Genomic DNA, 24,585 nt, shown 5'->3' on the forward strand with positions numbered 1-24,585 from the left:
CGATCCGTTGGGCAGATCGCCTTTTTTTCTATGTATGAAGATTACTGAGGCAAAGAAATTCGTAGAAAAGATGCCCAGACGATACCAACGATTTGGGGAATCAAATATAAAAGTGACAAGCCAAAAACTAGGATCGTGGGATGAAACGGTTGATAAAAGAAATGCCATTCTGGATGATTGGCTTGCAATAACAAAGATAAAAGGGTACTCAATAAGTTTCCCGCCAGCCACCATTTCATTTGGTGGGCAGCTTTTGAATAAAACCCGATCGCTAATGCAAAAAATAACGAAATGAAAAATCCAATGCTTGAGTGGTAATGATTATCCAAGACAAGTGAGAAGTATACAACCGGCAAACAAAAAAGTACGATAGGTAATCGTATAATTTTTTTGGACACATTACACCTCCTGACTACTTTGCAAAGTACTTGCTTTCCCTTATTCTAGGGATAAAAAATAAAAGTAGCAACCTTATTGAAGGAATCTTTTGGCAGATGATAAAAATTTAAGGAAACTATTGCTGGAATGAAAGACAACTCAAGTTTTGTTATTAATTATTGATAAAATAACGACAGCCTTCATAATGGAAAGCTGTCGTTTTTAGCGATTCACTTTTGAAGCGACCGCTAAAAATTATTCGGTTGCTACCCAATAGGTTTTGCCATCTTTTGTTCGCTTTAAAAAACCGTACTCAATCAGATAGCGACGAATCGTGGCGAAATCATCCATAAATTGTTTGATAATTTCGTTGACAGCCGGCTCAGAATAATTTTTCTGAGGGTCAAACCGTTGGGCAATCACTGTCAATAGGATGATTTTTCGTTTTTCCTTACTTGGAAATTGTGAAATTCGTCCCTTTTCATCCAGATAGTTGGCTAGGACTTTTTGTTTTTCGGCTTCAGTGATTTGATAGCGATCATCCACCATTTTTGCACCGATATGAGGAAGCAGGTAATGATCTGTCTGCAACAGTTGCATCATGCTTAAAAATACTTGCGCCTGCCGTTCTTTTTCTTTTAGCTTGAAGCGATGGTTGCGCACAGTCGAGGTGGAGATACCCAGCCGTTGAGCAATGACCGCATCGGATAATTGTTGCGAAAAAAGAGCGATTATTTCCTGTTGGCTCTCTGTTAAGCCGCTGATTTCCCGAGGCTGTGCCAAAAGTGCCGCTAAGGGGCCATTATGAGCCATAGCAAGATGGCATTCCATGGCTTTTTTTGCCGTCATCGGCTGTTCTTCTACTGTGTAAATCAACCCTTCCTCATAAACTTGGTCACAGTACAAACAGGCATAACGATCATCGGCAGTAAAAAATCCCTGCAAATAATCTGTTGATTGATACACTTTTTCTGTTTTCATTTGCTTTCCTCCAAACGAGATTAATTCTTGTTTACATAAATGCTAACATAAATTAAATTCGTTTGCAATACAGACGACAATCGCCTTGATTGTTTTTTAGATTAAAAAATGATTAATTTTTCTGATAATTTATGGTAGGATAAGAGCTAGGAGCTGATTACTATGAATAAATTAAGTCAACGTTTTAATAAACAAGTATACAACATCCATATTTCCTTGATCCGTCAGTTTGATGAAAAAGTTTCTGGTATTCCTGATATTCTTAAACTGACATTAGGGGAACCAGATTTTAATACACCTGAGCATGTTAAAGCAGCTGGGGTTGATGCGATTGAAAAAAACTTCAGTCATTATACGGGTATGTCGGGGCTAGTTGATGTTCGGCAGGCAGCAGCACATTTTTTGAAGGAAAAATACGGCTTAAGCTATGATCCGTTATCTGAAGTTTTAGTGACGATCGGTGCTACAGAAGCAATTTCTGCTTCGCTATTGGCAATTTTAAATCCAGGAGATAAGGTTTTGCTGCCGGCACCTATTTATCCTGGCTATGAACCTGTGATCACTTTGGCTGATGCACAGCCAGTTTATATGGATACCAGTAAGAATGGTTTTGTTTTATCTCCAGAAGTTTTGGAAGCAGCGTTGCAGGAACATGGGGATGAGGTCAAAGCAGTAATTTTAAACTATCCAAGCAATCCAACGGGGGTAACTTATTCCCGAGAAGAAGTTCAAGCTTTAGCAGAAGTACTGAAAAAGTATTCTGTTTTTGTTGTGAGCGATGAAGTTTATAGTGAATTGAGCTACGATCAAACCCATGTATCCATCGCCGAATTTTTACCGGAGCAAACGATTTTAATCAATGGCCTGTCAAAATCTCATGCGATGACTGGATGGCGGATTGGCTTCATTTTTGCACCAAAAGAATTGACTGCTGAAATCATCAAGGTTCATCAATATTTGGTGACCGCGGCTTCGACGATTTCACAAAAAGCTGCGGTTCAGGCTTTGATTCAAGGAATCAACGATGCAGCAGTGATGCGAGAGGAATATCGGGAGCGACGGGATTTTCTTTTTGAAAAAATGTCCGGCTTCGGTTTTGAGGTTGCCAAACCATCCGGGGCTTTTTATATTTTTGCGAAAATTCCAGCGTCCTTTACTCAAGATTCAATGGCATTTTGCGTCGACTTAGCGGAAAAAAATCAGCTGGCGCTTATTCCGGGAATCGCTTTTGGTCCAGAGGCAGAAGGCTATGTTCGTCTGAGTTATGCTGCCAGTATGGAAAATCTGACAGAAGCGATGGAACGCTTGGCGAAATATTTACAAACTCCTGAAAATCAAAAATAAAAAAAGCAAAAATCTCCGAAAAAAATAGGAGATTTCTGCTTTTTTTAGCGATTTAAATAGTCAAAAAGTCCGCCGATGGTTTTATTTTCTAACAGGACTTCCTTGCCATCGATAAGAACCTTGGTTACAGGATAATTGTCCTGTAAATCAGGCACTTCCTTATATTGCGCGGCAACAAAATCACTGGCCTTTGGGTAGGTTTTGATAGATTCCGCATGATCACTGACGATATAATGGATTTCTAACATAAAATATCACCTCATTTTTTTATTAAGTGTAGCACTTTTTTATAAAAATAAGTTATTTAAACACTCGAAGGATTTACACAAACTTTACATCCCTTCACCAAACCTTTACAACAAGTCAATCGGAGGTTTACATCCCCTTGGTACACTAAGAATGTAATCAAGAGGGGAGAGAAACAAAGTGAAAAAAATCGGCTTCTTTTTAGCGTTAACAGGAATAATTTTAGCAGGTTGCGGCAGTTCGGGTTCAAATGGCAGTGAGGAAACAACAAAAATCGTTGCAGTAGGTTCCACGGCATTACAACCCTTAGTGGAAGCTGCTCAAACCAGTTTTACCGCAGAAAATCCCAATTATTCGATCTCTGTACAAGGTGGCGGTAGCGGAACAGGATTAAGTCAGGTAGCAGAAGGTGCTGTAACCATCGGTAATTCTGATGTTTTCGCAGAAGAACGGGACGGAATTGATGCGGATAAATTAGTCGACCACCGAGTAGCAGTAGTGGGTATGGCACCAGTCGCCAACAAAGAAAATGGCGTAGAAAATATAACAAAACAGCAACTGGTTGATATTTTCACCGGAAAAATCACGAATTGGCAAGAAATCGGTGGGAAAAATCAAGAGATTGCCGTAATTAATCGGGCATCCGGTAGTGGCACACGGGCAACCTTTGAGAAATGGGGCTTGGATGGTGCGCAAACAATTCAATCACAGGAACAGGATTCTTCAGGAACTGTTCGTAAAATCGTCGCTGAGACACCGGGAGCAATCAGCTATCTTGCATTGTCCTATTTAGATGATTCTCTACAGACGCTTTCTGTTGACGGAGTAGAGCCAACCCCGGAAACAATCCAAACCAATGAGTGGAAAATCTGGTCTTACGAGCACATGTATACAAAAGGAGAGCCAGAAGAAGCCGTCAAGAAATTTTTAGACTATATGCTGGAAGAAGAAATCCAACAAGGACCGGTCAAAGAATTAGGGTATCTGCCGATTACTGAGATGAAGGTGGAGCGCTCCGTTGATGGAGAAGTCACAGAATTAAATTAAAGAGAAACAGAGGCAGCGTCAGCTGCCTCTGTTTTACATATAGTTTGCGACCACGTTTTGAAGATAGCTTTTAAATTCCGTCAAAAAAAGTTCTTCGCTGGTAATGATTTTGGCACGGCTACCCAGAGAAAGCAAAAATCGAAAAGAGGCCTCGTTTTTTGGTAGACGCAGGGTAATCAGAAATTCTTCTTCATTGATTGGTTTCAGCGTTGCTTCACCGAAACGTTCGACTAAAACATCCCGCAGTAGATGGTGGGCTTGCAGTGTGAGAATCGTAAATCCCGGATAGATTCCTTCATTGGGCAAATCAAGGAGTCGAGCCTGAAAAAAGCGAGGAGCAAACGTTTTTTGACTAATTTGAACATTGGTCATGCGAGAAAGGCGAAAGATTCGAAAAGCATCTCGTTCAAGACTATATGCTTGCAAATACCAGCGTTCCCCTTTATATGTAAGATGATAAGGTTCGATGGTTCGCTGACTGAGCTGCCCTTCTCGGTCGAAGTAATCAAAAGTTACTAAAACATGAGCCGTGATGGCGTGATTTAATTTTTCTGCAAGGAGCTTTAATTCGGTTGTTCCCAGCCAGCTGGTATATTGAATCGATAAAGCATCCGTTGCGGTCTGTTCCTCTTGCATTGCTTGGATTTTGGTGATGGTCGCTTTGATTTCTGGACTTTCAATCAGTTGCTGGACACTTCCTAAGGCAATCAGCAAATGTTGAATATCCTGCGCCGTTAATAATTTTTTATCGACCTTGTAATTTGGCAGCAGACCGATGCCGCCGTTTCTGCCCCGTTGGGAGTAAATTGGAATATTGGCCAGACTAAGTGCTTCTACATCCCGCATGATCGTTCGTTTGGAGACACCAAATAGCTCCGAAAATTCTTGTGCGGAGACAAGTTCTTTTCTTAGTAAAATCATGATCATGCTGATCAATCGTTCGATACGCATAATTTTTTTCCTTTTCTGAAATATATGACAGCTAGTTGTCGTATTTAATCAGGTATAGTATACTCATACCAAATGAAAGAAGGCAAAACAAATGACTCAATATGAAATTCAAGTATTTAAAGAAACCGCAATTAAAGGATATCCAGCAGCATTACCATTACCTACATTGGAAAATGTAAAAGAAGTTTCCGAAAAGAAAAGCCAACACTTCTTTTCTCTTGCTAAAAGCGGAAAATTTCCTGCTTTGATGGCAGAAAGCACAGATAAAATCGGCTATGCCTTGAGTGAAGCAAAAGGCGATGTCTTGGAATACTTTGCTGGAGCAAACACGACAACAAATGATCCTGAAGCGCAAGAACGTATCATCCCTGCAGGAGAATATATTGTACTAAAGGGAAAAGGTGGTCCTAGTCGGAAACTATTCGATCAACTTATCAGTGAGTTTTTTGGAGAAATCTTACCAGAACATCCTGAACTGTACAAAGGCGATACTTTTGTGGTTGAAGCATTATTAAACGGCAATGCGATGGATGCAGAAGTTGAATTGCGCATTCCTTTAAGTAAATAAAAAAACAGCCAGCGACCTGTTTTCTTGTTTGTAGAAAAACAAGAAGACAGCATTGCCGGCTGTTTTTAAATTGGACTAGCGCATAATTATTCAGCAAATGAAAATTGTACAGGTGGCAAAGTGAAAAGGGCAAGCACTTCATTGACTTTGTCAAAAAGACAATCGTCACAAAGTTTGTTTTCAGCAAGAGTACTTTTGTTTGCTGTTGTATTTTTATAGGTCAAAAATTTGCCGTTTTCGGTCACAGCTACTTTTTGCATTTCTTTTTTGAAAACAACGGCATCGTCACCGATTCCAACTGGTTCGTAGGATTCTTTCCATTGGTTGGCACGAACGATTGTGGCAACCAGATTTTCGACATCTAAATCAGAAACAGGCAGTTCTTGCCCGTTGTATTGTAACGTATGTGTGGTACATTCAACGAAGCCGCAGGCATTGCAGCCGCCGTCCAGTAGAGAATGTTTTGTCGTGATTACTGCATCTTTCATAAAAAATGTTCCTCCGTTCTTTCTGCATTTATCATAGCACAGCTACGGGAACAATCAACCACTTTCAGAAAAATAATTGAGCGCTTTCAAATAAAAATGGGCCCAAAGAAAAACCCACAAAAGCAAATTTTCGGCTTTTGTGGGTTTTTCTTTATTCTGTTAAAGGTGGTAGATGAACTACAAACGTTGAACCGACACCTAAATGGCTATCAACCGTAATATCTCCGCCCAAGCGTTGCGTGTATTCTTTCACGATAGCTAACCCCAGCCCAGTGCCCCCAGAGTGCCGACTACGGGCTTTGTCCACGCGGTAGAAGCGTTCAAAGATTCGTTCCTGATCGTCGCTGTCGATGCCAATTCCTTGGTCCTGCACGTTGAGGGTCAGTCCATCCTTCAATCGAAAGCTAATAGTGATTTGACTCTCATTTGGTGAATAATGGATTGCATTTTCCACAAGGTTTTTAACGATAGGATAAAATAATTCTCGCTTCGTTTGCCAAAGGGCTTGGCTATCGCCATCAATCCTGATCGTTACCTTTTTTTTCTTTAGTAGGCTTTGATAGCTGCCAATCAATTGTTGCAGCAAAGGCATTAATTGGAGCGTTTCGGTGGGATAAGGCAATTTCTGTTGTCCTTTAGAAAGCTGAATGATTTCTTGAATCAAACGTTCCAGTCGACGAGCTTCATTTTGCATAATCGTCAAGAATTCTGTTAGTGTTTCTGGGTCTTCTTTGGCGCCATCCAATAACGTTTCAGTGAAACCGATCAGAGAGGTCACGGGTGTTTTCAATTCGTGGGAAACATTACTGACGAAATCTTGTTGCACTTTTTCCAGTTGACGGACACGGGTAAGGTCATAGGAGATTCCTAAAAGCTGTCGTTGTTCATTGAAGATGCGCAAATTGACATCCAGCACTCGTTCGTTAGGTTCATGGATGGTGACTTCTTCATGAATCGGTGTTTCTTCGTTTACCCGATAAATCAATTGGATCAATTGCGTGTCTTTGATTTGTTCCGCAAAATTCGTAGCCGGATCAATTTCTTGAAAAATTCCCAACTGTTCCTTCATTGTAGGATTCATCATGACCAACTGATGCTGTTCATCAATTATAAAAACACCGATCATTAGTTCATTTAACAATGTGTACAGTTGGTTTTCCGTTGCGGTATAGGCCTGATAGGTCTGACTCATTTGTTCGCTCAACTGATTGACTGTCTGATACAATTCTTCCCATTCTGGTGAAGGTTGCAAAATCATTTCCGTTTGATTCGGCTGTGCAATCATTTTTTTTAATACCGGTAAAACGGTTTCGATTGGTCGATTTCGTTGCCGCAAAAAATAAAAAAGCAATAGACTAATCAAAAAACACAGAATCGAATAGACGATTAAAATAGAGCGTTTGACCGTTTCAGCCTCTGCCAAAAAGCCGGCGGTGGTTTCGGCAATGCGCAGCATACCGATTGACTGATTTTGTTGTGTCAAAGGCAAGGCAACATACAGCAACTCCTGATCTAACGTTCGACTGTGACGAAGGGAAATCCCCAGTTTTCCTCCCGACAGCAAGGCCTTGATTTCTGGACGATCCGAGCGGGTACCGGACAAGGAGGAGTCAAAGGTGTCAAAAATAATAGTTCCGTCTTTATCCAATAAAGTGACCCGCTCATCGGAGTTTTCAATGTAGTTTTCTGCTAAAACCTCCAGCTCCTGTTGGTCGCTGCCGCCATCTGAAAGACGAATCAACAGATTTCCTTTTTTTTCAAGGTATTGTTCCTGCTGATTTAACACTTGCTGCTGATAAAAATTACTGATTAACCGCCATGCACCAAAAAAAATCAGCAGTAACAACCCAAACCAGAGGAGCAGATCGATTTTTTTTCTCATTCTTTCGGCTCCTGAAATTTATATCCGAAGCCGCGGATCGTTAAGAGATAATCAGGATTTTTTGGATCTTTTTCGATTTTTTCCCGCAGATGACTAACATGAACATCGACGATGCGGCTTTGACCGGTAAAATCAAATTTCCAAATACGATCCAGCAAGGTGTCTCGATCAATGACTCGATCCTTACGCTTCATAAAATAGACCAGCAGTTCAAATTCTTTTGGTGTAAGAAAAATCGCCTCTCCTCGGAGAAACACTTGATAGTTGGTCAAGTCGGCTTGAATCTCACCAATTTGCAAAAGTTGATTTTCTTCGGGAAGGGTTTCTTTTGTTTCCCGTGGTTTTAATCGGCGGTTGATCGCTTTCATTCGCGCAGTGACTTCTCTAGGACTGAAAGGTTTGGTTAAATAATCATCAGCACCGATCTCTAATCCGAGAATTCGATCGATGGTGTCATCTTTTGCCGTCAGCAGCAGAATTGGTGTCTCAATTTTTTCCTGACGTAATTTTTTTGTGATTTCCATGCCGTCAATGGAGGGCAGCATGACATCTAAAATAATAAAATCAAAAGCACCCGTCAAAGCTTGGTCCAATCCTTCTTGACCGTCCAACACAGCGGTCACTTGATAGCCCTCTTTTTCGAGATTGAAGGTCAAAAGCCGAATGATTGAGGGTTCATCGTCAACAATTAATACGTTTTTCATTTGCTGCTCCTTAAAAATCCTTAAATTTGTACTTTCATTTTAGCATACTATTAGGTTTTGGTACTATTGCCGATGCAAAATAAATGCTATAATAAACATCGGTCTAACATCAAGAGAAGGAGGCGTTTTTCATGATTGGAATCAGTGCCTGCTTAGGCGGTGTCTTCTGTCGTTATGATGGTGGAACGCAAAAAATTCCTTCTTTGGTCCGGTTAGTAGATGAAGGACAGGCAATTAGAATTTGTCCAGAAGTACTGGGAGGGCTACCAATCCCACGAGAGGCCGCAGAAATCGTTGGCGGTGACGGCTTTGATGTCTGGCAGGACAAAGCGAAGGTTTTGACAAAAGAAGGCGCCAATGTGACGGAAATGTTTAAGCAAGGTGCCCGTACAGCCTATCAAAAATTACAAGAAGCCGCAGTCACTCAGCTCATTCTAAAAGAACGCAGCCCCTCTTGCGGCAGTCAGATGATTTATGACGGGACCTTTTCGGGAACGAAAAAAACGGGTGTCGGCGTAGCAACGGCCTACTTTCTTATGCAAGGAATCAAGGTCTATTCAGAAGAAAATTGGCAGGAAATGATGGAGGAAGTTGATGGAAATCGAAAAAACGAACCGCATGAACGCCCTCTTTGAGTTTTATTCTACATTATTGACGGAAAAACAAATGAATTATATGGAACTTTATTATGCCGATGATTTTTCATTAGGAGAAATCGCCGAAGAATACGGCGTTAGTCGTCAGGCAGTCTATGACAACATCAAACGTACGGAGAAAATTTTGGAGGATTACGAAAAGAAACTTCATTTGTTTTCTGATTATATCGTGCGGGGTGAAGTGTTAGATCAATTGACAGAGTATGCTGTGACACATTATCCAAAAGATGAAATCTTAGCTGATTTAGTAAAACAGATCCAAGAAATTGATGAATAAAGGAATGAATAGAGATGGCATTTGAAAATTTAACAGAACGCCTCCAGCAGGCAATGAGCAAACTGCGGAGAAAAGGAAAAATTTCTGAAGCAGATGTAAAAGAAATGATGCGGGAAATCCGCTTGGCTCTCTTAGAAGCCGACGTTAACTTACAGGTAGTCAAAGAGTTTACGAAAAATGTACGGGAGCGGGCAATCGGTGCAGAAGTACTGGAAAGCTTATCACCAGCACAACAAATCGTTAAAATCGTTGATGAAGAATTAACCAAGACATTGGGCTCTGAAACGGTTGGTTTGGAAAAATCACCAAAGATTCCGACGGTCATCATGATGGCAGGTCTGCAGGGGGCAGGGAAAACCACCTTTGCCGGAAAATTAGCCAATCATTTGATTAAAACGGAAAAAGCACGTCCATTAATGATTGCAGGCGACGTTTATCGTCCAGCGGCGATTGACCAGTTGAAAGTGTTGGGACAGCAATTAGATGTACCAGTATTTGATATGGGAACAGATGTCAGTCCTGTCGAAATCGTTCGCCAAGGGATGGCAGTCGCGCGGGAAAAGAAAAATGATTATGTTTTGATCGATACCGCCGGACGGTTGCATATCGATGAAGCGTTGATGGAAGAGCTGCAACAAATCAAAGAAGTGGCACAGCCAAATGAAATCCTGTTGGTCGTAGATGCGATGACTGGGCAAGATGCAGTCAATGTAGCAGAAAGTTTCAATCAACAGCTGGGTATTACCGGGGTAATCATCACCAAATTAGATGGTGATACTCGAGGCGGGGCAGCATTGTCGATTCGCCAAGTCACTGGTGCACCAATCAAATTTACTGGTACCGGTGAAAAACTGACGGACCTTGAAGTCTTCCATCCGGATCGAATGGCAAGTCGTATCCTTGGTATGGGGGATATGATGACATTGATCGAAAAGGCGCAACAAGATTTTGATGAAAAGAAATCTGAAGAACTTGCGCGGAAAATGAAGGAAAATTCCTTTGATTTCAACGATTTTATCGAGCAATTAGATCAAGTGATGGGTATGGGTCCGTTGGAGGATCTTTTGAAAATGATTCCTGGAATGAACCAAGTTCCTGGTATCGAAAATGTCAAAGTTGATCCAAAAGACGTAGCTCGGAAAAAAGCGATGGTCTTTTCTATGACACCGGCAGAACGGGAAAATCCTGACCTGCTGAATCCTAGCCGTCGCCGCCGGATTGCTGCTGGATCAGGAAATAACGTTGTTGAAGTCAATCGAATGATCAAGCAGTTCAAAGAAGCTCGGACCATGATGCAAAAAATGTCCAAAGGGGATATGAACGTTCCCGGTATGGATCAAATGTTTGGTACCGGAGTAAAAGGCAAACTGGGTAAAATGGCCATGAACCGCATGATAAAGAAAAATAAGAAGAAAAAGAAAAAGCGGAAATAAGAAACAAGCTGTCGTAATCATGAGCGATTTTCGGCAGCTTTTTCAAAAGGAGAAAAAGATGAGCATCACAGTGAATATTTTGTATACCGGTAAGAATGGAAATGCAAGGAAGTTTGCAGAGGAAATGATTTCCCAAAAAATCGTGGAAGCAATTCGCAAGCAGGCAGGAAATGAAAAATATGACTATTACTTTCCATTAGAAGATCCGGAGTCCGTGCTATTGATTGATCGCTGGGTAGATGAAGAAGCAATTGCTATTCACCACAAATCGCCCATGATGAAACAAATTGCTGATCTTAGAACAAAGTACAAACTTAAAATGAAGGTTGAACGATTTAGCGATTTGCCAAACTAGCAGGTAACATAAGTAATCGATAGAAAAAGGGTGTTTCTCGATTTGAGAAACACCCTTTTTGAAATGGTTAAGCATTTTCACTGACAAATTTATCCGCATCATTCAAAGTATCCCGATCCAATTCTTTGATACGGGCACTGGTCACCAAACCAGCAACCATGCTGTCGCTGACGTTCAATGCTGTCCGTGCCATGTCAATCAGTGGTTCAACAGAAATAACTAAACCAACGATTGCAACCGGTAAATTCATTGAACCTAAAACAATCAATGAGGCGAAGGTTGCACCGCCGCCAACACCGGCAACACCGAAGGAACTGATTGTTACGACAGCAATTAACATCAAAATAAATTCAAGACTGAACACATTGATTCCAACTGTTGGCGCCGCAATCGTTGCCAGCATCGCTGGGTAGATACCGGCACAGCCGTTTTGACCAATGGATAAACCAAAGCTTCCAGCAAAATTGGCTGTTGCTTCGTCAACACCTAAGGCTTTATGCTGCGTTTCAATGTTTAATGGCAAAGCACCCGCACTTGAACGGGAAGAAAAAGCGAAACTCAATACAGGGAAGGTTTTCTTCAAATAAGTCACAGGACTTACTTTGACTGTTGCCAAAATCAACAAATGAACAAGGAACATAACGAGAATAGCAACGTAGGAAGAAAGAACAAATTTCCCAAGATTGACGATAGCAGTAAAGTTGCTGGTTGCCATGACGTTGGTCATCAGAGCTAAAATACCATAAGGTGTTAAGCGCAGGACCAAAGTTACGATACGCATAATCAGTTTATACAAGCTATCAATCAGATTCGCAAAAAATTCTGCTTCTTTTGGTGCTTTGCGTTTGATTCCCAGATAAGCGATTCCTACGAATGCGGAGAAAATCACGACACCAATTGTGCTGGTTGCACGAGTACCAGCGAAATCTGCAAAAACATTTTTTGGAATAAATGAGACGATTTGTTCAGGAATCGACAAATCAGCAACCGCTTCTTGACGAGTCGCAAGTTCAGCAATCCGAGCTGTTTCGGCAGCACCTTCGGAAAATTTTGCGCCTTGTAAGCCAAATAAAATCGTCGAACCATAACCAATAAGTGCTGAAATAGCGGTAGTTCCCAAAAGTGAAATCAGAATCGTTGTACTGATTTTTCCAATTTTTTCGGAAGCTTTCATTTTAACAAAAGCGCCAACGATTGAGATGAAAACCAAAGGCATAACCAACATTTGTAAGAAAGAGATATACCCACTACCGACGATACTGATCCAAGACATTGCCGAAGTGATGCTTTCATTTCCGTTTCCTAATAGTAATTGGACGATGCCGCCAAAAACGACCCCAATGCCCAATCCGGCGAAAACCCGTGTTGAGAATTTAACGTGGCGTTTGCTGAGTTGGTATAAAACGTAAACTAGTCCAACAAAAAACGTGATAATCAAAAGTGTAAGAAATAATTCCATGTTTTTCCTCCTATAGGTTAATCATTTTTAATGAAAACAAATTTTAATACATGACTGAGTGTATCATAAGCCGGTTTTGCTATCAGTATAAATCTAACTTATGTGCGATACAAAAATAGGTACGGTGATAATGAAAAGATATCACAAAAAACCGGAAGAAACTTTTCTTCCGGTTTAAAAAGGATGAATTAAATTTAACGTAATGCCAGTTTGCGTTCTTTTCGCAAGCGAAGCCAGGTCTTGATACTGGAGAAGTAAACGAGGGTAAAGCAGATTCCTGCAACAACCAATAAAACAAACAAACTTTGGAAAATCGGCGGAAAAATCGATGCTTCTTTCTTTTCTAAAATTCTAAAAAAGTAATCGTCCCAACCGCTGAAAAATGTATTTTGAATGGAGAAAACAAACAAGGTCATGAGTAAAAAGATTGGGAAGCGGGAATGTGAATGCAGCAAGTAATCCCCATCGTGTTCCAATGATAATTTTTGGAAATTTCGATACGCCCATAATAAAAATAGTCCGCTAAGAATGAGTGCCAGCAGTCCCATATACCAACGTCCACTGGTTTTACCAATTTCAAGAATAAAGAGCAGGTTACCTAAATTAGACATGACATGAGAATCGTTGCCCTGTGCCAATTCTCCTAAATTGATATAATAATTGACGGCTTGTGGAACAAGGCTGACATAGCCGATAAAGATGAGCCATGTCAGAGGACCGAAAATCAGATTTCCGACCATTGAGCCAATAAAGATACTCAACGACAAGGCTAAGACAATCAAACAGAAATTATTTGCGACAGAAAAAAGTAACCGAGTCAATTCCACATTCATATAGGGTTGTGGAATCCCAAAATAGAAAATGAAGGTGTAAAGCAGTTGCCCGCAAATTACCGAACCCAAAAGAGGGAAGGCAATATGGGTGATTTTTTTACGAAATAGTTCTTTGCGACTAACGGGCAATGAGAATAAGAAACGATTAAAGGCGGTTTTCTCATCCACAAAGAAGAGCAAAAATCCGGCAAGTGCCACAAGTAAAATCACTAAACGGGAAAAGAGACTACCTGAAACATGATAATAGGTTTCGTTTTCATCATATTCCTTGCGTTTTTCTTGATCGGAAGGAGCTCCGGCAGCATCCTCCATCGATTGAAAAACATATAACGCTTGATCAACATATTCTTCATAAGAAGGGTAGGAGACATCTTTTTGCGCATTCTCATCCCAATACGTATAATATTCTGGATGCTCGATATATTCTTTCTTTGTTTTTTCTGCTTGATAATGGTCATTGGTTCGGTGCCATGAGGTTACAGTATTGTACCCATCTAGTGCATAGCTGCCAATAATCAGCAACATAAGGCCAATCAAAATCTTGCCGTAGCGTTTTTGATAAATCGTTTTAAGCATCGATAACTCCTCCTATCTGTAAAGTTCTTCTTTATTTAGATTTGCTTCAAATAAATCTTCCAAGGATAACGGTAGTTCCTCAAAAACCAACGGCTGTTCTGCCAAGATTTTGGCCGCTAATTGGGTATCATAATTTTCAAACACAGCAACGACCACCCGTCCTTGGAAAGCAATCAGTTTTGAATTGTCTTTAACGATTTGCGGTACTTTTTTAGTTTTAAAGACCATTTGGAATTTTTTTGCCGTTTCCCGCATCGTTTCCAAACGGTAATCTTTGACGATCGTCTGTCCTTTGATGAGCAATGCACGATCAATAATTCCTTCTAATTCCTGCAAATTGTGGGAAGCGATGACTGCCGTGCGTTTTCCATCCGCGATATGACCTAACAATAACCCAATTACTTTTTTGCGAATAATGACGTCTAAACCGTCAAAAGGTTCGTCCAACAATAAATACGTGGCATTCGAGCTAATTGCCAGAATCATTTGGAACAGGCCTTGCATTCCTTTTGACATGCGGCGGTAGGAAAGATGCAACGGTAGCTGATGTTCTTTTGTTAATGCTAGAAACTGGTCTTGATCAAAGAAAGGATAAGCTGCCCGGTAAAACTCACCGATTTTTTTCAGCGAATAGGCTTTTAGAAAATTATCGACTTCATCGATATAAAAAATCTGTGCCTTTAATGCTGGATCTTGTTGTAAATTGCGGTCATTGATGGTGATCGTTCCACTCTCCGGTAAGTAATGATCGGCAATTGTCCGAAATAAAGTTGTTTTCCCCGAACCGTTTCGACCGACTAGTCCCACAATTTCATTTGGATAAAGGACAAAATCAATTTTTTCCAAAATTTGTTTTTGTCCGATTTTTTTTGAGAGATTCGTAATTTTCATGCTACTGTCCTCCTAACTTTTCTTCGGCCTCTTTGACCCAAGTAATCAACTCAGCTTGCGAGATTTGCAAATGCAGTGCTTCGATCACTAATTCTTTGAGCTGTTCTTTCAATTGCAAAATCCGAACCTCATCTCTTGGGGAATCTGTCATCGTTTTGACAAAGGTACCTTTGCCTTTGACGGTTACCAATACTTGTTCCGTTTCCAAGACTTTGTAGGCTTTACTGACCGTGTTTGGATTCATCAACAACTGTTTTGCCATCTCACGGACAGAAGGCAACTGATCGCCAGCATTCAATACGCCATGCAAAATATCTTCTTTGATCCCCAGCACTAGTTGTTCATAATAGGGTTTGCTGCTGCCTTTATTAATTAAAACCATCTGAAAAACTCCTTTCCCTCAAAGTGTTTCTATGTGTACTAGTATACATAGTACAGTTTGAAATGCAATCTTTTTTTGTAATTATTTGGTAAACTGACTGTAGCAAAATCAATAGAAAAGGAGGGATAAAATGCAACGATGTCCTTGGTCACAAGCCAATGAAAAAATGCAGGTGTATCACGATAAAGTGTGGGGTGTACCGGAATTTCGCGACCAACAGCTTTTTCGAAAATTAGTCCTTGATCTCAATCAAGCCGGATTAAGCTGGAACACGATTTTAAACAAGACCGAAACTTTTGACGAAGCATTTGAAGGTTTCGATATTGAAACCGTCGCTGGTTTTGATCAGGAGAAATTCGACTCGTTGATGCAAAATAGTGGCATCATCCGGAATCGATTAAAAATTGCAGCAGCGATCACCAATGCCCAATGTGTTTTAGCGATTCAAAAGGAATTTGGCAGTTTTTCTGATTATCTTTGGAAATTTGTTGATTTTCATCCCATCGAAAATCAGTTTGCAACAGCAGAAGAAGTCCCAACAAAAACGCCTTTGTCAGATGAGATTTCCAAGGATTTGAAAAAAAGAGGATTCAAATTTGTTGGGACAACCATCATTTATGCGTTTATGGAGGCGATCGGTATGGTCAATGACCATTTACTCACTTGTCCCTGTCATGAAACCGTAAAAGAAGTCAGTTTGACGAAAAATAAACATTAGGAGGAAAATGATGCGTAAACTTGTTTTTTATGGAGCCATTAGTTTGGATGGTTATTTAGCAGATACCGAAGATAATTTGCAGTGGCTTTTTGATACCCCCACAGGAGAAACAACGTATGCTGCTTTTGATCAATTGACAGATACATTGGTCATGGGACGAAAAACCTATGAAGAATCAAAAAAACTGACGGAAGGCACGCCTTTTTATCAAGACAAGGAAGTCATTGTGTTTTCCCGTAAATTGAAAGAACTTCCAGATGCTACGGTCGTTTCGGAAAATCCTGTTGCGTATTTGAAACAATTGCAGCAGCAAGAAGGGAAAATGATCTGGTTTGTAGGCGGCGGCAATCTTTTAAAGCCATTGTTGGAGGCAGATATGATTGATGAATGGTGGATTCAAATCGCCCCTGTCCTATTAGGAAAAGGCAAGCGGTTGTTTGAAGATGGAAATTATCACCAACGCCTTGAATTGGTTGATACAACACAAATGGAACAACTTTATGAACTGCATTACCGCAAAATTCACAAATAAAAAAGCACGCCATCCGAAGAGTGCGTGCTAGGAAAAGGTTGAGAGAAAGTTCTCAGCCTTTTAATTTTTCAAAAAACTCGATATATTTATCGGTAATCAATTGGAAGTAGCTAACCGTATCAGGTACAATCTCCCCGTTTTCATCTAAAAGATTTAAAATATTGCCGATATAAGCTTCAGGCTGTTGCAACGTTGGCATGTTCAAGAAAACTAAGGACTGACGCAGGTGATGGTTTGCACCAAAGCCGGAAACTGCTCCAGGAGAAACGCTGACCACCAAAGCAGGTTTGCCATCCCAAGAACTTTGCCCATAAGGACGAGAGCCTACATCCAACGCATTTTTCAATGCGCCAGGCACGGAACGATTGTATTCTGGTGTAAAGAAATAAATGCCGTCCACTTGTTGCAATTCATGACGAAAGGCTTGCCAGCTTTCCGGAACCTTTCCTTCAACTTCCAAATCTTCATTATAAAATGGGAGTGTGCTGAAGTCGATGAATACTGCTTCATAGCCCTCGGGTAAAAGCGCAGCAAGTTTTTTTGCAACGATTTTATTGTAGGAGCCTTCTCGTAAACTACCTACTAAAATACCAATTTTTTTTGTCATGTTCCTTCCTCCATTTCTTGGTTCTATCTCTATCTTAGCGAGAAAAGTCTGAAATGACAAAAGATACGCCAAAATAATTTGGACTGTAAAGAAAAAACTCTTTACACCTTATCAAAAAACTGGTAAACTATCTTTTGTGATTAAGACTAATGGAGGTGTAATCGTAATGGCAGTAAAAATTCGTTTAAAACGCATGGGTTCTAAAAAGAGTCCTTTTTATCGTATCGTAGTAGCAGATTCACGTTCTCCTCGTGACGGACGTTTCATCGAAACAGTAGGTACTTACAATCCTTTGAAAGACCCTGCAGAAGTAACTTTAAAAGAAGATCTAGTTTTAGATTGGTTATCAAAAGGAGCTCAACCTTCTGATACAGTTCGTAACATCCTTTCAAAAGAAGGCGTTATGAAAAAACATCACGAAGCAAAATTCACTAAGAAATAAGGGGACCAATTATGACAGATTTGAAAGATTTAGTCTTAACAATCGTCCGACCATTGGTTACGCATCCTGATCAAATTACGCTTGATGTAGTTGAATCAGATGATTTCTATGAATACAACTTATCTGTTGCTCCAGAAGATATCGGTCGTATCATCGGCAAACAAGGTCGGGTCGCTAAAGCGATTCGCACGATTGTTTACGGCGTGCGTACAGAAGGACCCAAGAAAGTCCGCTTGAATATTCTAGACGGCAAAGAGTGAGAAATGATCTCAGCGATTTTTCAATCGTTGGGATTTTTTATTTTCTTCACGGAAAGAAATCAGGTACACTTTTATAGAAGAAGGAAAAATCCGTCGCAAGCCGCATGTTATTTCGACGAGTTTTGAGGATAATGAAAGTAAGGATAGGAGGAAAATCCAATGACCCAAATTTTTGTTTGGTTAGCTATTGCACTACTTATCTACTTTATTTTTAAAATCGGCTCATTTATCTGGCGACTGATTGGCTTTTTAGCCATTGTATTTTTGCTCTGGATCTTTCGAGAGGATATTTTTTCTCAGGTTAATCAGTGGGTCTCCAATTTTGATAGCGACGATCTTGGCAGTTTTTTGAAACAAGCGGCTGATTTTATCGTTGAAAAATTCAATCAAGTCGTTGCATGGTTTCAACAATTACTGGCATAGAAAAAAGCGGGGTATGATGAAGCAATCCCCAAAAGTTAGACCAAAAAATCTAACTTTTGGAGGTTACTACATGATTGTATCCCGCTTTTTTTTATTTTCTTAAAATCCTCGGCCACCGCCGCCAAACGTTCCGCCGCCGCTGGAGTGGGTGGTGCTGCCGCCGCCAAATCCACCGCCGGAATTGTTGTTTTTCGGAATTCGGCGAGTTGTAACAAAGGAGTGAACCAGCCGATTTTCTTTTTTTGTTAACTGGACATCTGCATTTTCATGATATGCGTAGGTGTAGCCCCCTCGTTTTAGCTGATACGTTGATTTTGTAACCAAGAAGAAGGCGATACTTGCAACGAGCGCCGCTGCTACAGCAATACCAATCTCAAGAGGAGTAATCACTTTATAACGAGTGATTTTTCCAGTTTCTTCATCAACCCGGTAATGACCGCCGGGAACTCCTTCTGCAACAAAGGTTTCTGTTTTTTCTAGGTACGTTTTTGCCGCTTCAAAATAATTTTCATCACCCATCTCTGTTTCTAACGCATCTAAAATAGTGTCGATCCGCCGATCGGTTAAATAATCGATCATGTTTCCAGATGTCGAGATATAAATTTGTCGTTGATTCATATCCAGCAACAACACAGCACCATTTTGATTGTTGCCGACTTTTTCCCGCAAATAATCATCAGCAAAATCACGAGGCTCCTCCTGATTGTCATAGGTGGTTACGATAAAAACATTGCCTTTGATGGTTTCACCGATTTTTGTTGCGGTTTCGTTGAGCTGGGTGATTTGTGAGTCGGTAAATAACTGTGCATCATCTTCTACTAAATCGCTGGCTGCAATAGCCGGATGGGCAAAAAGAAGACTGGCGACGATACCGAATAAAAGAAGCCCAAGCTTTTTCAAATGAAATACCCCCCAACTAAGAAGAGCAGTAAGACGATCAGAAAAATTCCAAATGCGGTAGCGCCCAATTTTTTATAACTAATGGGTAAAATACCGCTGACTTTTCCGGTCTGACCATTCATTGCATAATAGTAGATTTTTTTATCCGCTTCATTGCTGCGGTAAGTGACAAGCCAAACCGGTAACAGCAAATAATCTTCCTTTTCTGCGGTCAGTTCAACCTGCTTTTGTTTCGTCACAAAAGTGGAGAAGCTGCCGACAGTTTCCTTTAGCAAATCTTCGCTGTAGGAAGATAATTCTTTTTCAATTGCAGGCTTCATTTCCAAATACTCAATGTCACGTTTTTCTGCTTGAAAGCCAGCAAGGTATTGGTTTTTAAATGCCACCGCTTTATCCATGGGAAAAGGTTGTACCCCACTAACCATTTTTTGTTGGACATTTTTTGAAAGTGCATTTTTAACCAAGTTCTTAAATTTGATGGTACCGGCTCGCTCAATCTCATATTGCTTGGTCTCGGTGTATTCAATATCTCCCACGAGCCAAACCCGCAAAGAAGTACCGGTTCCGGTGATTTCGCCTTTGGTTTCGGCATCGACATTCCAATAAGGAAAGTAAACGCCGGTAAGTTTTTCTACTTGAGGTTGACTGAAAAAGTCTTTCGGCACAAACCATTTCTTCTGTGCCCAAGCTAAAAATTTTTCGGTTGCCGCTTTTTTGCCGACTGAAAAAGGTAAAACTTTGCTAGGCAGAAATTTCCCGCTTAAGCGCCCCTGCAAGACCACCGGGTTATGACAGTAGTAGCAGTAGGTGGCAGCGGTGGTTGCATCAGTTACGATTTCTGCGCCGCAGCTGGGGCAGAGAAATAAATCCATCGGCTCCGCTAATCCATCATCGGCTTCCGTCGTTTCAGTTGTTTCGGTTTTTGGATCACTAGCGGCTGTTGTTTCATCCACCATTTGCGCTTGTTTTTGTTTTTCCTCAAAGGCGCTGACTTCATCAACTGTAAAAATACTCAAACAATAGGGACAGTGAAATTTCTGGTCGTCAGGGTCAAAAGTCAATGCCCCGCCGCAATTGGGACATTTGTGTGTTAGGACATCCATAATCATTCTCCTCTTCTAACCATCAGCTGTCCAAAGGCACGCCTTTGAATGGTTTGCCGCAATTTGGGCAGAACTTAGGAATTCCTTTAGAAAGATCAATGATTTCTCCGCATTCGCTGCATTTCATTTTGAGATTTGCTGCAGCTTGGGTTTCTGGTTTCGGTGTCCCGCAATTACTGCAGAATTTCCCTGTATTTTCTGTACCACACTGTGGACAGGTCCATGTGTCTTTGTTTCCTGATTGTTGCGCTTGTTGGGATTGCTGGATTTGTTCATTATTTGCTTGGGAAGCTTGATTTAAAAAGCCGCCGCCTGCGTTCATACCCATGCCCATTCCGAAAAATCCGGTGGTTGCGCCGCCTTCATTTTTACCGGCAGCTTCCATTCCTCGGGCAACGGAACCCTGTACATAGCCTTCCCGTACGCCAGGATCTCCCAACATGGCTCCTTGGTTGCGCATGTTGATTAATTTCACAGAATCATCCGTGTAAGAAATGCTGGCCACCGCCACTGAAACGATTTCCATTCCTCGTAGCTCCGTCCAGCTGCTGTCTAAGACATCTCCCATATATTTGCTTAGTTCCATACTTTTTGACGGAACATAAGAAATTCGCTGACCGTCAGCGGACATTTGATTAATGGATGCCTGCAAAGCGGTCAAAAATTCATTAAGGTATTGTTCATTGATGTCGTCGATTTCCACCTGCGTTTTATTTTTAGGAATTGCATTGGTATAAAATAAAATCGGGTCGGTGACTTTCATCGAATAGGAACCATGAGCCCGCAAGAAAAGTTCTGCGTTGTAAAAATTGTCAAAATAGTTGATCGGTGAGGCGGTACCAAATTTGATTCCTTTGATTTCTTGCAAATTGATATAAAAAACTTGTTGCTTTTGCGGAGTCACGCCGCCGAATTTAAATCGATCGAAGGTTTCTTTGATTGCATCTTTTAAAGAGCCATTGAACATGGAAGGTGCAAGATCATTTTTTACCGTATAATAGCCTTCTTCAGCAGTAAAGTCGATAATTTTCCCACCGTCGACTAACAACATCATCATGTTTGGATAAACATGAATCACTGAACCGTCTGTGATAACATCTGTCGTTCCTTTACGGTTTGAGCCTCGTTTGTCATCTTGCCGAACTTTGACACCCTTTGTCATTACTGTCGTGTCGCTCATCTCTTCTGGTTCAATGACCTCTAGCCACTGATCGGCAAGTCCGCCGCCCACCATACTTGTCGCTGCTTTAATGATTCCCATGATTGTCTTCCTCCTTTAAAAAAGTTACAAAGTGTTAATTCATTATACCATAGGCGCTGATTTCTAAAACTTATGACGCAAAAGCTTCAGAGAATTTATTAAAAGAACGTAGGAAACCTAGTTTTTTAGTTAAAAATTCCGTATAATAGTAACTAGCGAATTTTTTGAAAAAGGGGAGAAAAAGTATGGCCTATCAAGCACTTTACCGCGTTTGGCGTTCTCAAAGATTTGACGATGTCGTCGGTCAAAAAGCAATCACCCAAACGTTAAAAAATGCGATCCTTCAAGATCAAATCTCACATGCCTACCTATTTACAGGGCCAAGAGGTACCGGGAAAACCAGTGCTGCCAAAATTTTCGCCAAAGCCATCAATTGCCCCAACAGTCAAAACGGGGAGCCCTGCAATGAATGTGACATGTGTCGTTCCATTACTACGGGAACGCAAGAAGATGTTATTGAGATCGATGCTGCCAGCAACAATGGCGTGGAAGAAATTCGTTTTATTCGAGAGCGTGCCAATTACGCTCCAACAAAAGCGAAATATAAAGTTTATATTATTGATGAAGTCCATATGCTTTCGACAGGAGCCTTTAATGCTTTATTGAAAACTTTGGAAGAACCGCGAAAAAATGTCGTCTTTATTTTGGCAACGACTGAACCTCATAAAATTCCGGCAACGATTATTTCTCGAACACAACGCTTTGATTTTAAACGAATCGATACCCAAGATATCGCTGCTCATTTAGCTCATGTGCTGCAAACGAGTCAAATCGAGTACGAAGAAGAAGCGCTTTATGTGATCGCTCGAGCGGCAGAAGGCGGGATGCGGGATGCGCTGAGTATTTTGGATCAAGCCATTTCTTTTAGTGATGAAAAGGTGACACTGAAGGATGCGATGGAGGTCACCGGCAGTCTTACTTACGAAATGATGGACCATTTTATTCAAGCCTGCTATGAGCAGGATGTGACCCAAGCGCTGACAGATTTGCAAGAAATGTTGGCAGCCGGCAAAGAAGCCCGTCGTTTGCTAGAAAATTTATTGGTTTATTGTCGGGATTTGCTGATTTATCAAAAAGCGCCTAAATTATTAGAGGAAAAATCAGGGCATTTGACCGAAGCCTTTACGAGACTGGCGCAAGAAGTTGCTGCAACGGTTATTTATCATTGGATCAACGTCTTAAACGAAACGCAAAATGAAGTTCGTTTTACGAACAGCCCAACGATTTATCTGGAAGTAGCAACCGTCAAGCTGGCAAATAGCGAAACACAAGAAAAAATAGCGGCTCCAACAAGTGGAGAAGATTCACCAACCAATTCCGCAGAGCTCCAAGAATTGAAGCAACAACTGAATCAATTGCAAAATGAAATCCGGCAATTGAAACAAGGACAGTCTGCTACCTCTAACGCAGAACCCGTTGCTGCAAATAACAAACCTCATCGGGGGAAAACAACGACCTATCGAGTACCAAAAGAGCAAGTCTTTGGTGTCTTGCGGGAAGCAACGAAGGCTGATTTGATCAATGTGAAAAATGTTTGGGAAGATTTGCTGATGAGCTTGTCTGTGACACAACGGGCAGTTTTGCGCTCCAGCGAACCGAAAGCAGCCGGACCTAATAGCTTAGTGATCGCTTTTGATTATGAGATTGTTTGCCAAAAGGCAGCAAGTGATCAGGAGCTGGAATTGGCGATTCACAATAATATCAGTCGTATGATTCCTGATTATGCACCAAAACCAATCTATATTACTGAAGACAGTTGGCCGGTTTTGCGAAGAGATTTTGTTTCCCACACGACCGAAATTGGTGGTACGATTGAACCAACGGAGAAAAAGGAACCGGAACCAGAAGAAATTGTTGTGAAGGCCAAGGAATTATTTGGTGATTTCGCACAAATACAAAATGATTAATTAGGAGTGAAGAAAAATGATGCGAGGCATGGGAAATATGCAAGGCATGATGAAGCAAGTACAAAAAATGCAAAAAGAAATGGGAAAAGCGCAGGAAGCATTAAATATGCAAGAGTTCGTTGGTGAATCCACGAACGGCTACGTTAAAGCAACCTTTACTGGGGATCGCAAAATGAAAGAACTGATGGTTACTCCAGATGTTATTGATCCAGAAGATCCAGAAATGCTGCAGGATTTAATTGTTATGGCAGTGAATGACGGATTGGCTAAAGTGGAAAAAGAAACAGAAAAAACAATGGGTAAATACACGAAAGGTCTGCCCGGATTTTAATCCTTTCGTTAGGAGTAAGAACGAATGCATTATCCAGAACCAATTGCAAAATTGATCGACAGTTACATGAAATTACCGGGAATCGGTCAAAAAACCGCGACACGATTAGCTTTTTATACGATTGATATGAAAGATGAAGTCGTCAATGAATTCGCTAAGTCATTATTAAGTGTCAAACGGGATCTGCATTTTTGCAGTATCTGCGGAAACATCACAGAAGAAGATCCCTGTGAAATCTGCAAGGATACCACCCGCGACCGTAGCACGATCTTAGTTGTTGAAGAACCAAAAGACGTGATGGCGATGGAAAAAATGCGGGAATACCATGGGCTTTATCATGTGTTGCATGGCGTCTTGTCCCCAATGGAAGGGACTGGTCCAGACGATATTAATATTGCGTCTTTGATCCAGCGGCTGCATGACGATACGGTGAAGGAAGTAATCATTGCTACCAACGCCACAACCGAAGGAGAAGCAACGGCGATGTATCTATCGCGGTTGATTAAACCTGCGGGTATCAAAGTGACACGCTTGGCTCATGGATTGTCTGTCGGTAGTGATATCGAATATGCAGATGAAATCACTTTGCTTAAAGCGGTTGAAGGACGCAGAGAAATTTAGAAAATCAGTAATTTTCCAGGGGAAACTGG

General features: G+C 41.0%; 30 protein-coding genes. 15 read left to right on the forward strand and 15 right to left on the reverse strand.

What is annotated here, in order from left to right; genetic code table 11:
- Positions 1-41 precede the first annotated feature (41 nt).
- Entirely contained in the window at positions 42-398 is a 357-nt protein-coding gene (locus BAU16_RS09755; RefSeq protein ID WP_048604797.1) for a hypothetical protein, read from the reverse strand.
- Positions 399-633: 235 nt separating this feature from the next.
- Positions 634-1,359, reverse strand: coding sequence for a DUF2087 domain-containing protein (locus tag BAU16_RS09760; RefSeq protein ID WP_048604798.1), 726 nt, complete (start codon positions 1,357-1,359; stop codon positions 634-636).
- Between the two features lie 162 nt (positions 1,360-1,521).
- Between BAU16_RS09760 and BAU16_RS09765 the strand changes: the two genes are divergently transcribed.
- Positions 1,522-2,703 carry a pyridoxal phosphate-dependent aminotransferase gene (locus BAU16_RS09765; RefSeq protein WP_137604992.1) on the forward strand — a complete coding sequence of 394 codons (1,182 nt, stop codon included), beginning with the start codon at positions 1,522-1,524 and terminating at the stop codon, positions 2,701-2,703.
- Between the two features lie 44 nt (positions 2,704-2,747).
- Here the strand turns inward: BAU16_RS09765 and BAU16_RS09770 are convergent, their stop codons facing one another.
- On the reverse strand, positions 2,748-2,951 hold the full coding sequence (locus BAU16_RS09770; protein ID WP_048604800.1) for a DUF4649 family protein: 204 nt from the start codon (positions 2,949-2,951) through the stop codon (positions 2,748-2,750).
- Between the two features lie 178 nt (positions 2,952-3,129).
- On the opposite strand from BAU16_RS09770, the gene BAU16_RS09775 reads away from it, so the two are divergent.
- Positions 3,130-3,996 carry a phosphate ABC transporter substrate-binding protein PstS family protein gene (locus BAU16_RS09775; protein WP_137604993.1) on the forward strand — a complete coding sequence of 289 codons (867 nt, stop codon included), beginning with the start codon at positions 3,130-3,132 and terminating at the stop codon, positions 3,994-3,996.
- Between the two features lie 33 nt (positions 3,997-4,029).
- On the opposite strand, the gene BAU16_RS09780 is transcribed toward BAU16_RS09775, so the two are convergent.
- Positions 4,030-4,947, reverse strand: a complete 918-nt coding sequence (locus BAU16_RS09780) for a helix-turn-helix transcriptional regulator (protein ID WP_137604994.1) — start codon at positions 4,945-4,947, stop codon at positions 4,030-4,032.
- Positions 4,948-5,038: 91 nt separating this feature from the next.
- On the opposite strand from BAU16_RS09780, the gene BAU16_RS09785 reads away from it, so the two are divergent.
- A complete protein-coding gene (locus BAU16_RS09785) occupies positions 5,039-5,515 on the forward strand; it encodes a GyrI-like domain-containing protein (RefSeq protein WP_048604802.1) in 477 nt (158 codons plus the stop codon).
- Positions 5,516-5,601: 86 nt separating this feature from the next.
- Here BAU16_RS09785 and BAU16_RS09790 read toward each other — a convergent pair whose 3' ends face one another.
- From BAU16_RS09790 to BAU16_RS09800, 3 genes are all read right to left on the reverse strand, one after another.
- Positions 5,602-6,003, reverse strand: coding sequence for a DUF4809 family protein (locus BAU16_RS09790; protein ID WP_137604995.1), 402 nt, complete (start codon positions 6,001-6,003; stop codon positions 5,602-5,604).
- Positions 6,004-6,154: 151 nt separating this feature from the next.
- Complete coding sequence (locus tag BAU16_RS09795) at positions 6,155-7,885, reverse strand: sensor histidine kinase (RefSeq protein WP_048604804.1); 1,731 nt, start codon at positions 7,883-7,885, stop codon at positions 6,155-6,157.
- Entirely contained in the window at positions 7,882-8,589 is a 708-nt protein-coding gene (locus tag BAU16_RS09800; protein ID WP_048604805.1) for a response regulator transcription factor, read from the reverse strand. Before BAU16_RS09800 ends, BAU16_RS09795 begins: the two co-directional genes overlap by 4 nt.
- Before the next feature lie 131 nt (positions 8,590-8,720).
- Here BAU16_RS09800 and BAU16_RS09805 point away from each other — a divergent pair, with 131 nt between their 5' ends.
- From BAU16_RS09805 to BAU16_RS09820, 4 genes are read left to right on the forward strand one after another with little or no spacing between them, the layout of a single operon-like run.
- Positions 8,721-9,224: a DUF523 domain-containing protein gene (locus tag BAU16_RS09805; RefSeq protein WP_137604997.1), complete on the forward strand. Its 504-nt coding sequence runs from the start codon at positions 8,721-8,723 to the stop codon at positions 9,222-9,224.
- Complete coding sequence (locus BAU16_RS09810; RefSeq protein ID WP_048604807.1) at positions 9,184-9,522, forward strand: putative DNA-binding protein; 339 nt, start codon at positions 9,184-9,186, stop codon at positions 9,520-9,522. Before BAU16_RS09805 ends, BAU16_RS09810 begins: the two co-directional genes overlap by 41 nt.
- 14 nt (positions 9,523-9,536) lie before the next feature.
- A complete protein-coding gene (ffh, locus tag BAU16_RS09815) occupies positions 9,537-10,955 on the forward strand; it encodes a signal recognition particle protein (RefSeq protein WP_048604808.1) in 1,419 nt (472 codons plus the stop codon).
- 58 nt (positions 10,956-11,013) lie between these two features.
- The gene (locus BAU16_RS09820) at positions 11,014-11,310 is read left to right on the forward strand and encodes an antibiotic biosynthesis monooxygenase family protein (protein ID WP_048604809.1); all 297 of its coding nucleotides are present in this window, start codon (positions 11,014-11,016) and stop codon (positions 11,308-11,310) included.
- A gap of 67 nt (positions 11,311-11,377) precedes the next feature.
- On the opposite strand, the gene BAU16_RS09825 is transcribed toward BAU16_RS09820, so the two are convergent.
- From BAU16_RS09825 to BAU16_RS09840, 4 genes are all read right to left on the reverse strand, one after another.
- Positions 11,378-12,769: an L-cystine transporter gene (locus BAU16_RS09825; protein ID WP_137604999.1), complete on the reverse strand. Its 1,392-nt coding sequence runs from the start codon at positions 12,767-12,769 to the stop codon at positions 11,378-11,380.
- Positions 12,770-12,963: 194 nt separating this feature from the next.
- Positions 12,964-14,178 (reverse strand): ABC transporter permease, encoded by a 1,215-nt coding sequence (locus BAU16_RS09830; RefSeq protein ID WP_137605000.1) that lies wholly within the window; start codon positions 14,176-14,178, stop codon positions 12,964-12,966.
- Between the two features lie 12 nt (positions 14,179-14,190).
- Complete coding sequence (locus BAU16_RS09835; protein ID WP_048604812.1) at positions 14,191-15,069, reverse strand: ATP-binding cassette domain-containing protein; 879 nt, start codon at positions 15,067-15,069, stop codon at positions 14,191-14,193.
- A gap of 1 nt (position 15,070) precedes the next feature.
- Entirely contained in the window at positions 15,071-15,451 is a 381-nt protein-coding gene (locus BAU16_RS09840; protein ID WP_137605001.1) for a GntR family transcriptional regulator, read from the reverse strand.
- A gap of 130 nt (positions 15,452-15,581) precedes the next feature.
- On the opposite strand from BAU16_RS09840, the gene BAU16_RS09845 reads away from it, so the two are divergent.
- Positions 15,582-16,169, forward strand: a complete 588-nt coding sequence (locus BAU16_RS09845; protein WP_048604814.1) for a DNA-3-methyladenine glycosylase I — start codon at positions 15,582-15,584, stop codon at positions 16,167-16,169.
- A 10-nt stretch (positions 16,170-16,179) separates the two neighbouring features.
- Positions 16,180-16,701: a dihydrofolate reductase family protein gene (locus BAU16_RS09850; protein ID WP_137605002.1), complete on the forward strand. Its 522-nt coding sequence runs from the start codon at positions 16,180-16,182 to the stop codon at positions 16,699-16,701.
- A 52-nt stretch (positions 16,702-16,753) separates the two neighbouring features.
- Here BAU16_RS09850 and BAU16_RS09855 read toward each other — a convergent pair whose 3' ends face one another.
- Entirely contained in the window at positions 16,754-17,308 is a 555-nt protein-coding gene (locus BAU16_RS09855; protein WP_137605003.1) for an NADPH-dependent FMN reductase, read from the reverse strand.
- 166 nt (positions 17,309-17,474) lie between these two features.
- On the opposite strand from BAU16_RS09855, the gene rpsP reads away from it, so the two are divergent.
- The 3 genes from rpsP (at position 17,475) to BAU16_RS09870 (ending at position 18,433) form a co-directional block, all read left to right on the forward strand.
- On the forward strand, positions 17,475-17,750 hold the full coding sequence (rpsP, locus tag BAU16_RS09860; protein WP_048604817.1) for a 30S ribosomal protein S16: 276 nt from the start codon (positions 17,475-17,477) through the stop codon (positions 17,748-17,750).
- Positions 17,751-17,761: 11 nt separating this feature from the next.
- Positions 17,762-18,010: a KH domain-containing protein gene (locus BAU16_RS09865; protein ID WP_048604818.1), complete on the forward strand. Its 249-nt coding sequence runs from the start codon at positions 17,762-17,764 to the stop codon at positions 18,008-18,010.
- A gap of 159 nt (positions 18,011-18,169) precedes the next feature.
- Entirely contained in the window at positions 18,170-18,433 is a 264-nt protein-coding gene (locus BAU16_RS09870; protein ID WP_048604819.1) for a hypothetical protein, read from the forward strand.
- A 99-nt stretch (positions 18,434-18,532) separates the two neighbouring features.
- Here BAU16_RS09870 and BAU16_RS09875 read toward each other — a convergent pair whose 3' ends face one another.
- Genes BAU16_RS09875 through BAU16_RS09885 form a run of 3 tightly spaced genes read right to left on the reverse strand, consistent with a single transcriptional unit; the run spans position 18,533 to position 21,697 of the window.
- A complete protein-coding gene (locus BAU16_RS09875; protein ID WP_048604820.1) occupies positions 18,533-19,333 on the reverse strand; it encodes a TPM domain-containing protein in 801 nt (266 codons plus the stop codon).
- On the reverse strand, positions 19,330-20,436 hold the full coding sequence (locus tag BAU16_RS09880; RefSeq protein ID WP_161527009.1) for a TFIIB-type zinc ribbon-containing protein: 1,107 nt from the start codon (positions 20,434-20,436) through the stop codon (positions 19,330-19,332). Before BAU16_RS09880 ends, BAU16_RS09875 begins: the two co-directional genes overlap by 4 nt.
- Before the next feature lie 22 nt (positions 20,437-20,458).
- On the reverse strand, positions 20,459-21,697 hold the full coding sequence (locus BAU16_RS09885; protein ID WP_137605005.1) for a DUF7130 family rubredoxin-like protein: 1,239 nt from the start codon (positions 21,695-21,697) through the stop codon (positions 20,459-20,461).
- 185 nt (positions 21,698-21,882) lie between these two features.
- On the opposite strand from BAU16_RS09885, the gene dnaX reads away from it, so the two are divergent.
- From dnaX to recR, 3 genes are read left to right on the forward strand one after another with little or no spacing between them, the layout of a single operon-like run.
- Positions 21,883-23,604, forward strand: a complete 1,722-nt coding sequence (gene dnaX, locus BAU16_RS09890; RefSeq protein WP_137605006.1) for a DNA polymerase III subunit gamma/tau — start codon at positions 21,883-21,885, stop codon at positions 23,602-23,604.
- A 16-nt stretch (positions 23,605-23,620) separates the two neighbouring features.
- Positions 23,621-23,935, forward strand: coding sequence for a YbaB/EbfC family nucleoid-associated protein (locus BAU16_RS09895; RefSeq protein ID WP_048604824.1), 315 nt, complete (start codon positions 23,621-23,623; stop codon positions 23,933-23,935).
- Between the two features lie 24 nt (positions 23,936-23,959).
- Positions 23,960-24,556: a recombination mediator RecR gene (gene recR, locus BAU16_RS09900; protein ID WP_048604825.1), complete on the forward strand. Its 597-nt coding sequence runs from the start codon at positions 23,960-23,962 to the stop codon at positions 24,554-24,556.
- Positions 24,557-24,585 lie beyond the last annotated feature (29 nt).

The organism is Enterococcus sp. JM9B, assembly GCF_009933265.1.
Classification (GTDB): Bacteria; Bacillota; Bacilli; order Lactobacillales; family Enterococcaceae; genus Enterococcus_C; species Enterococcus_C songbeiensis.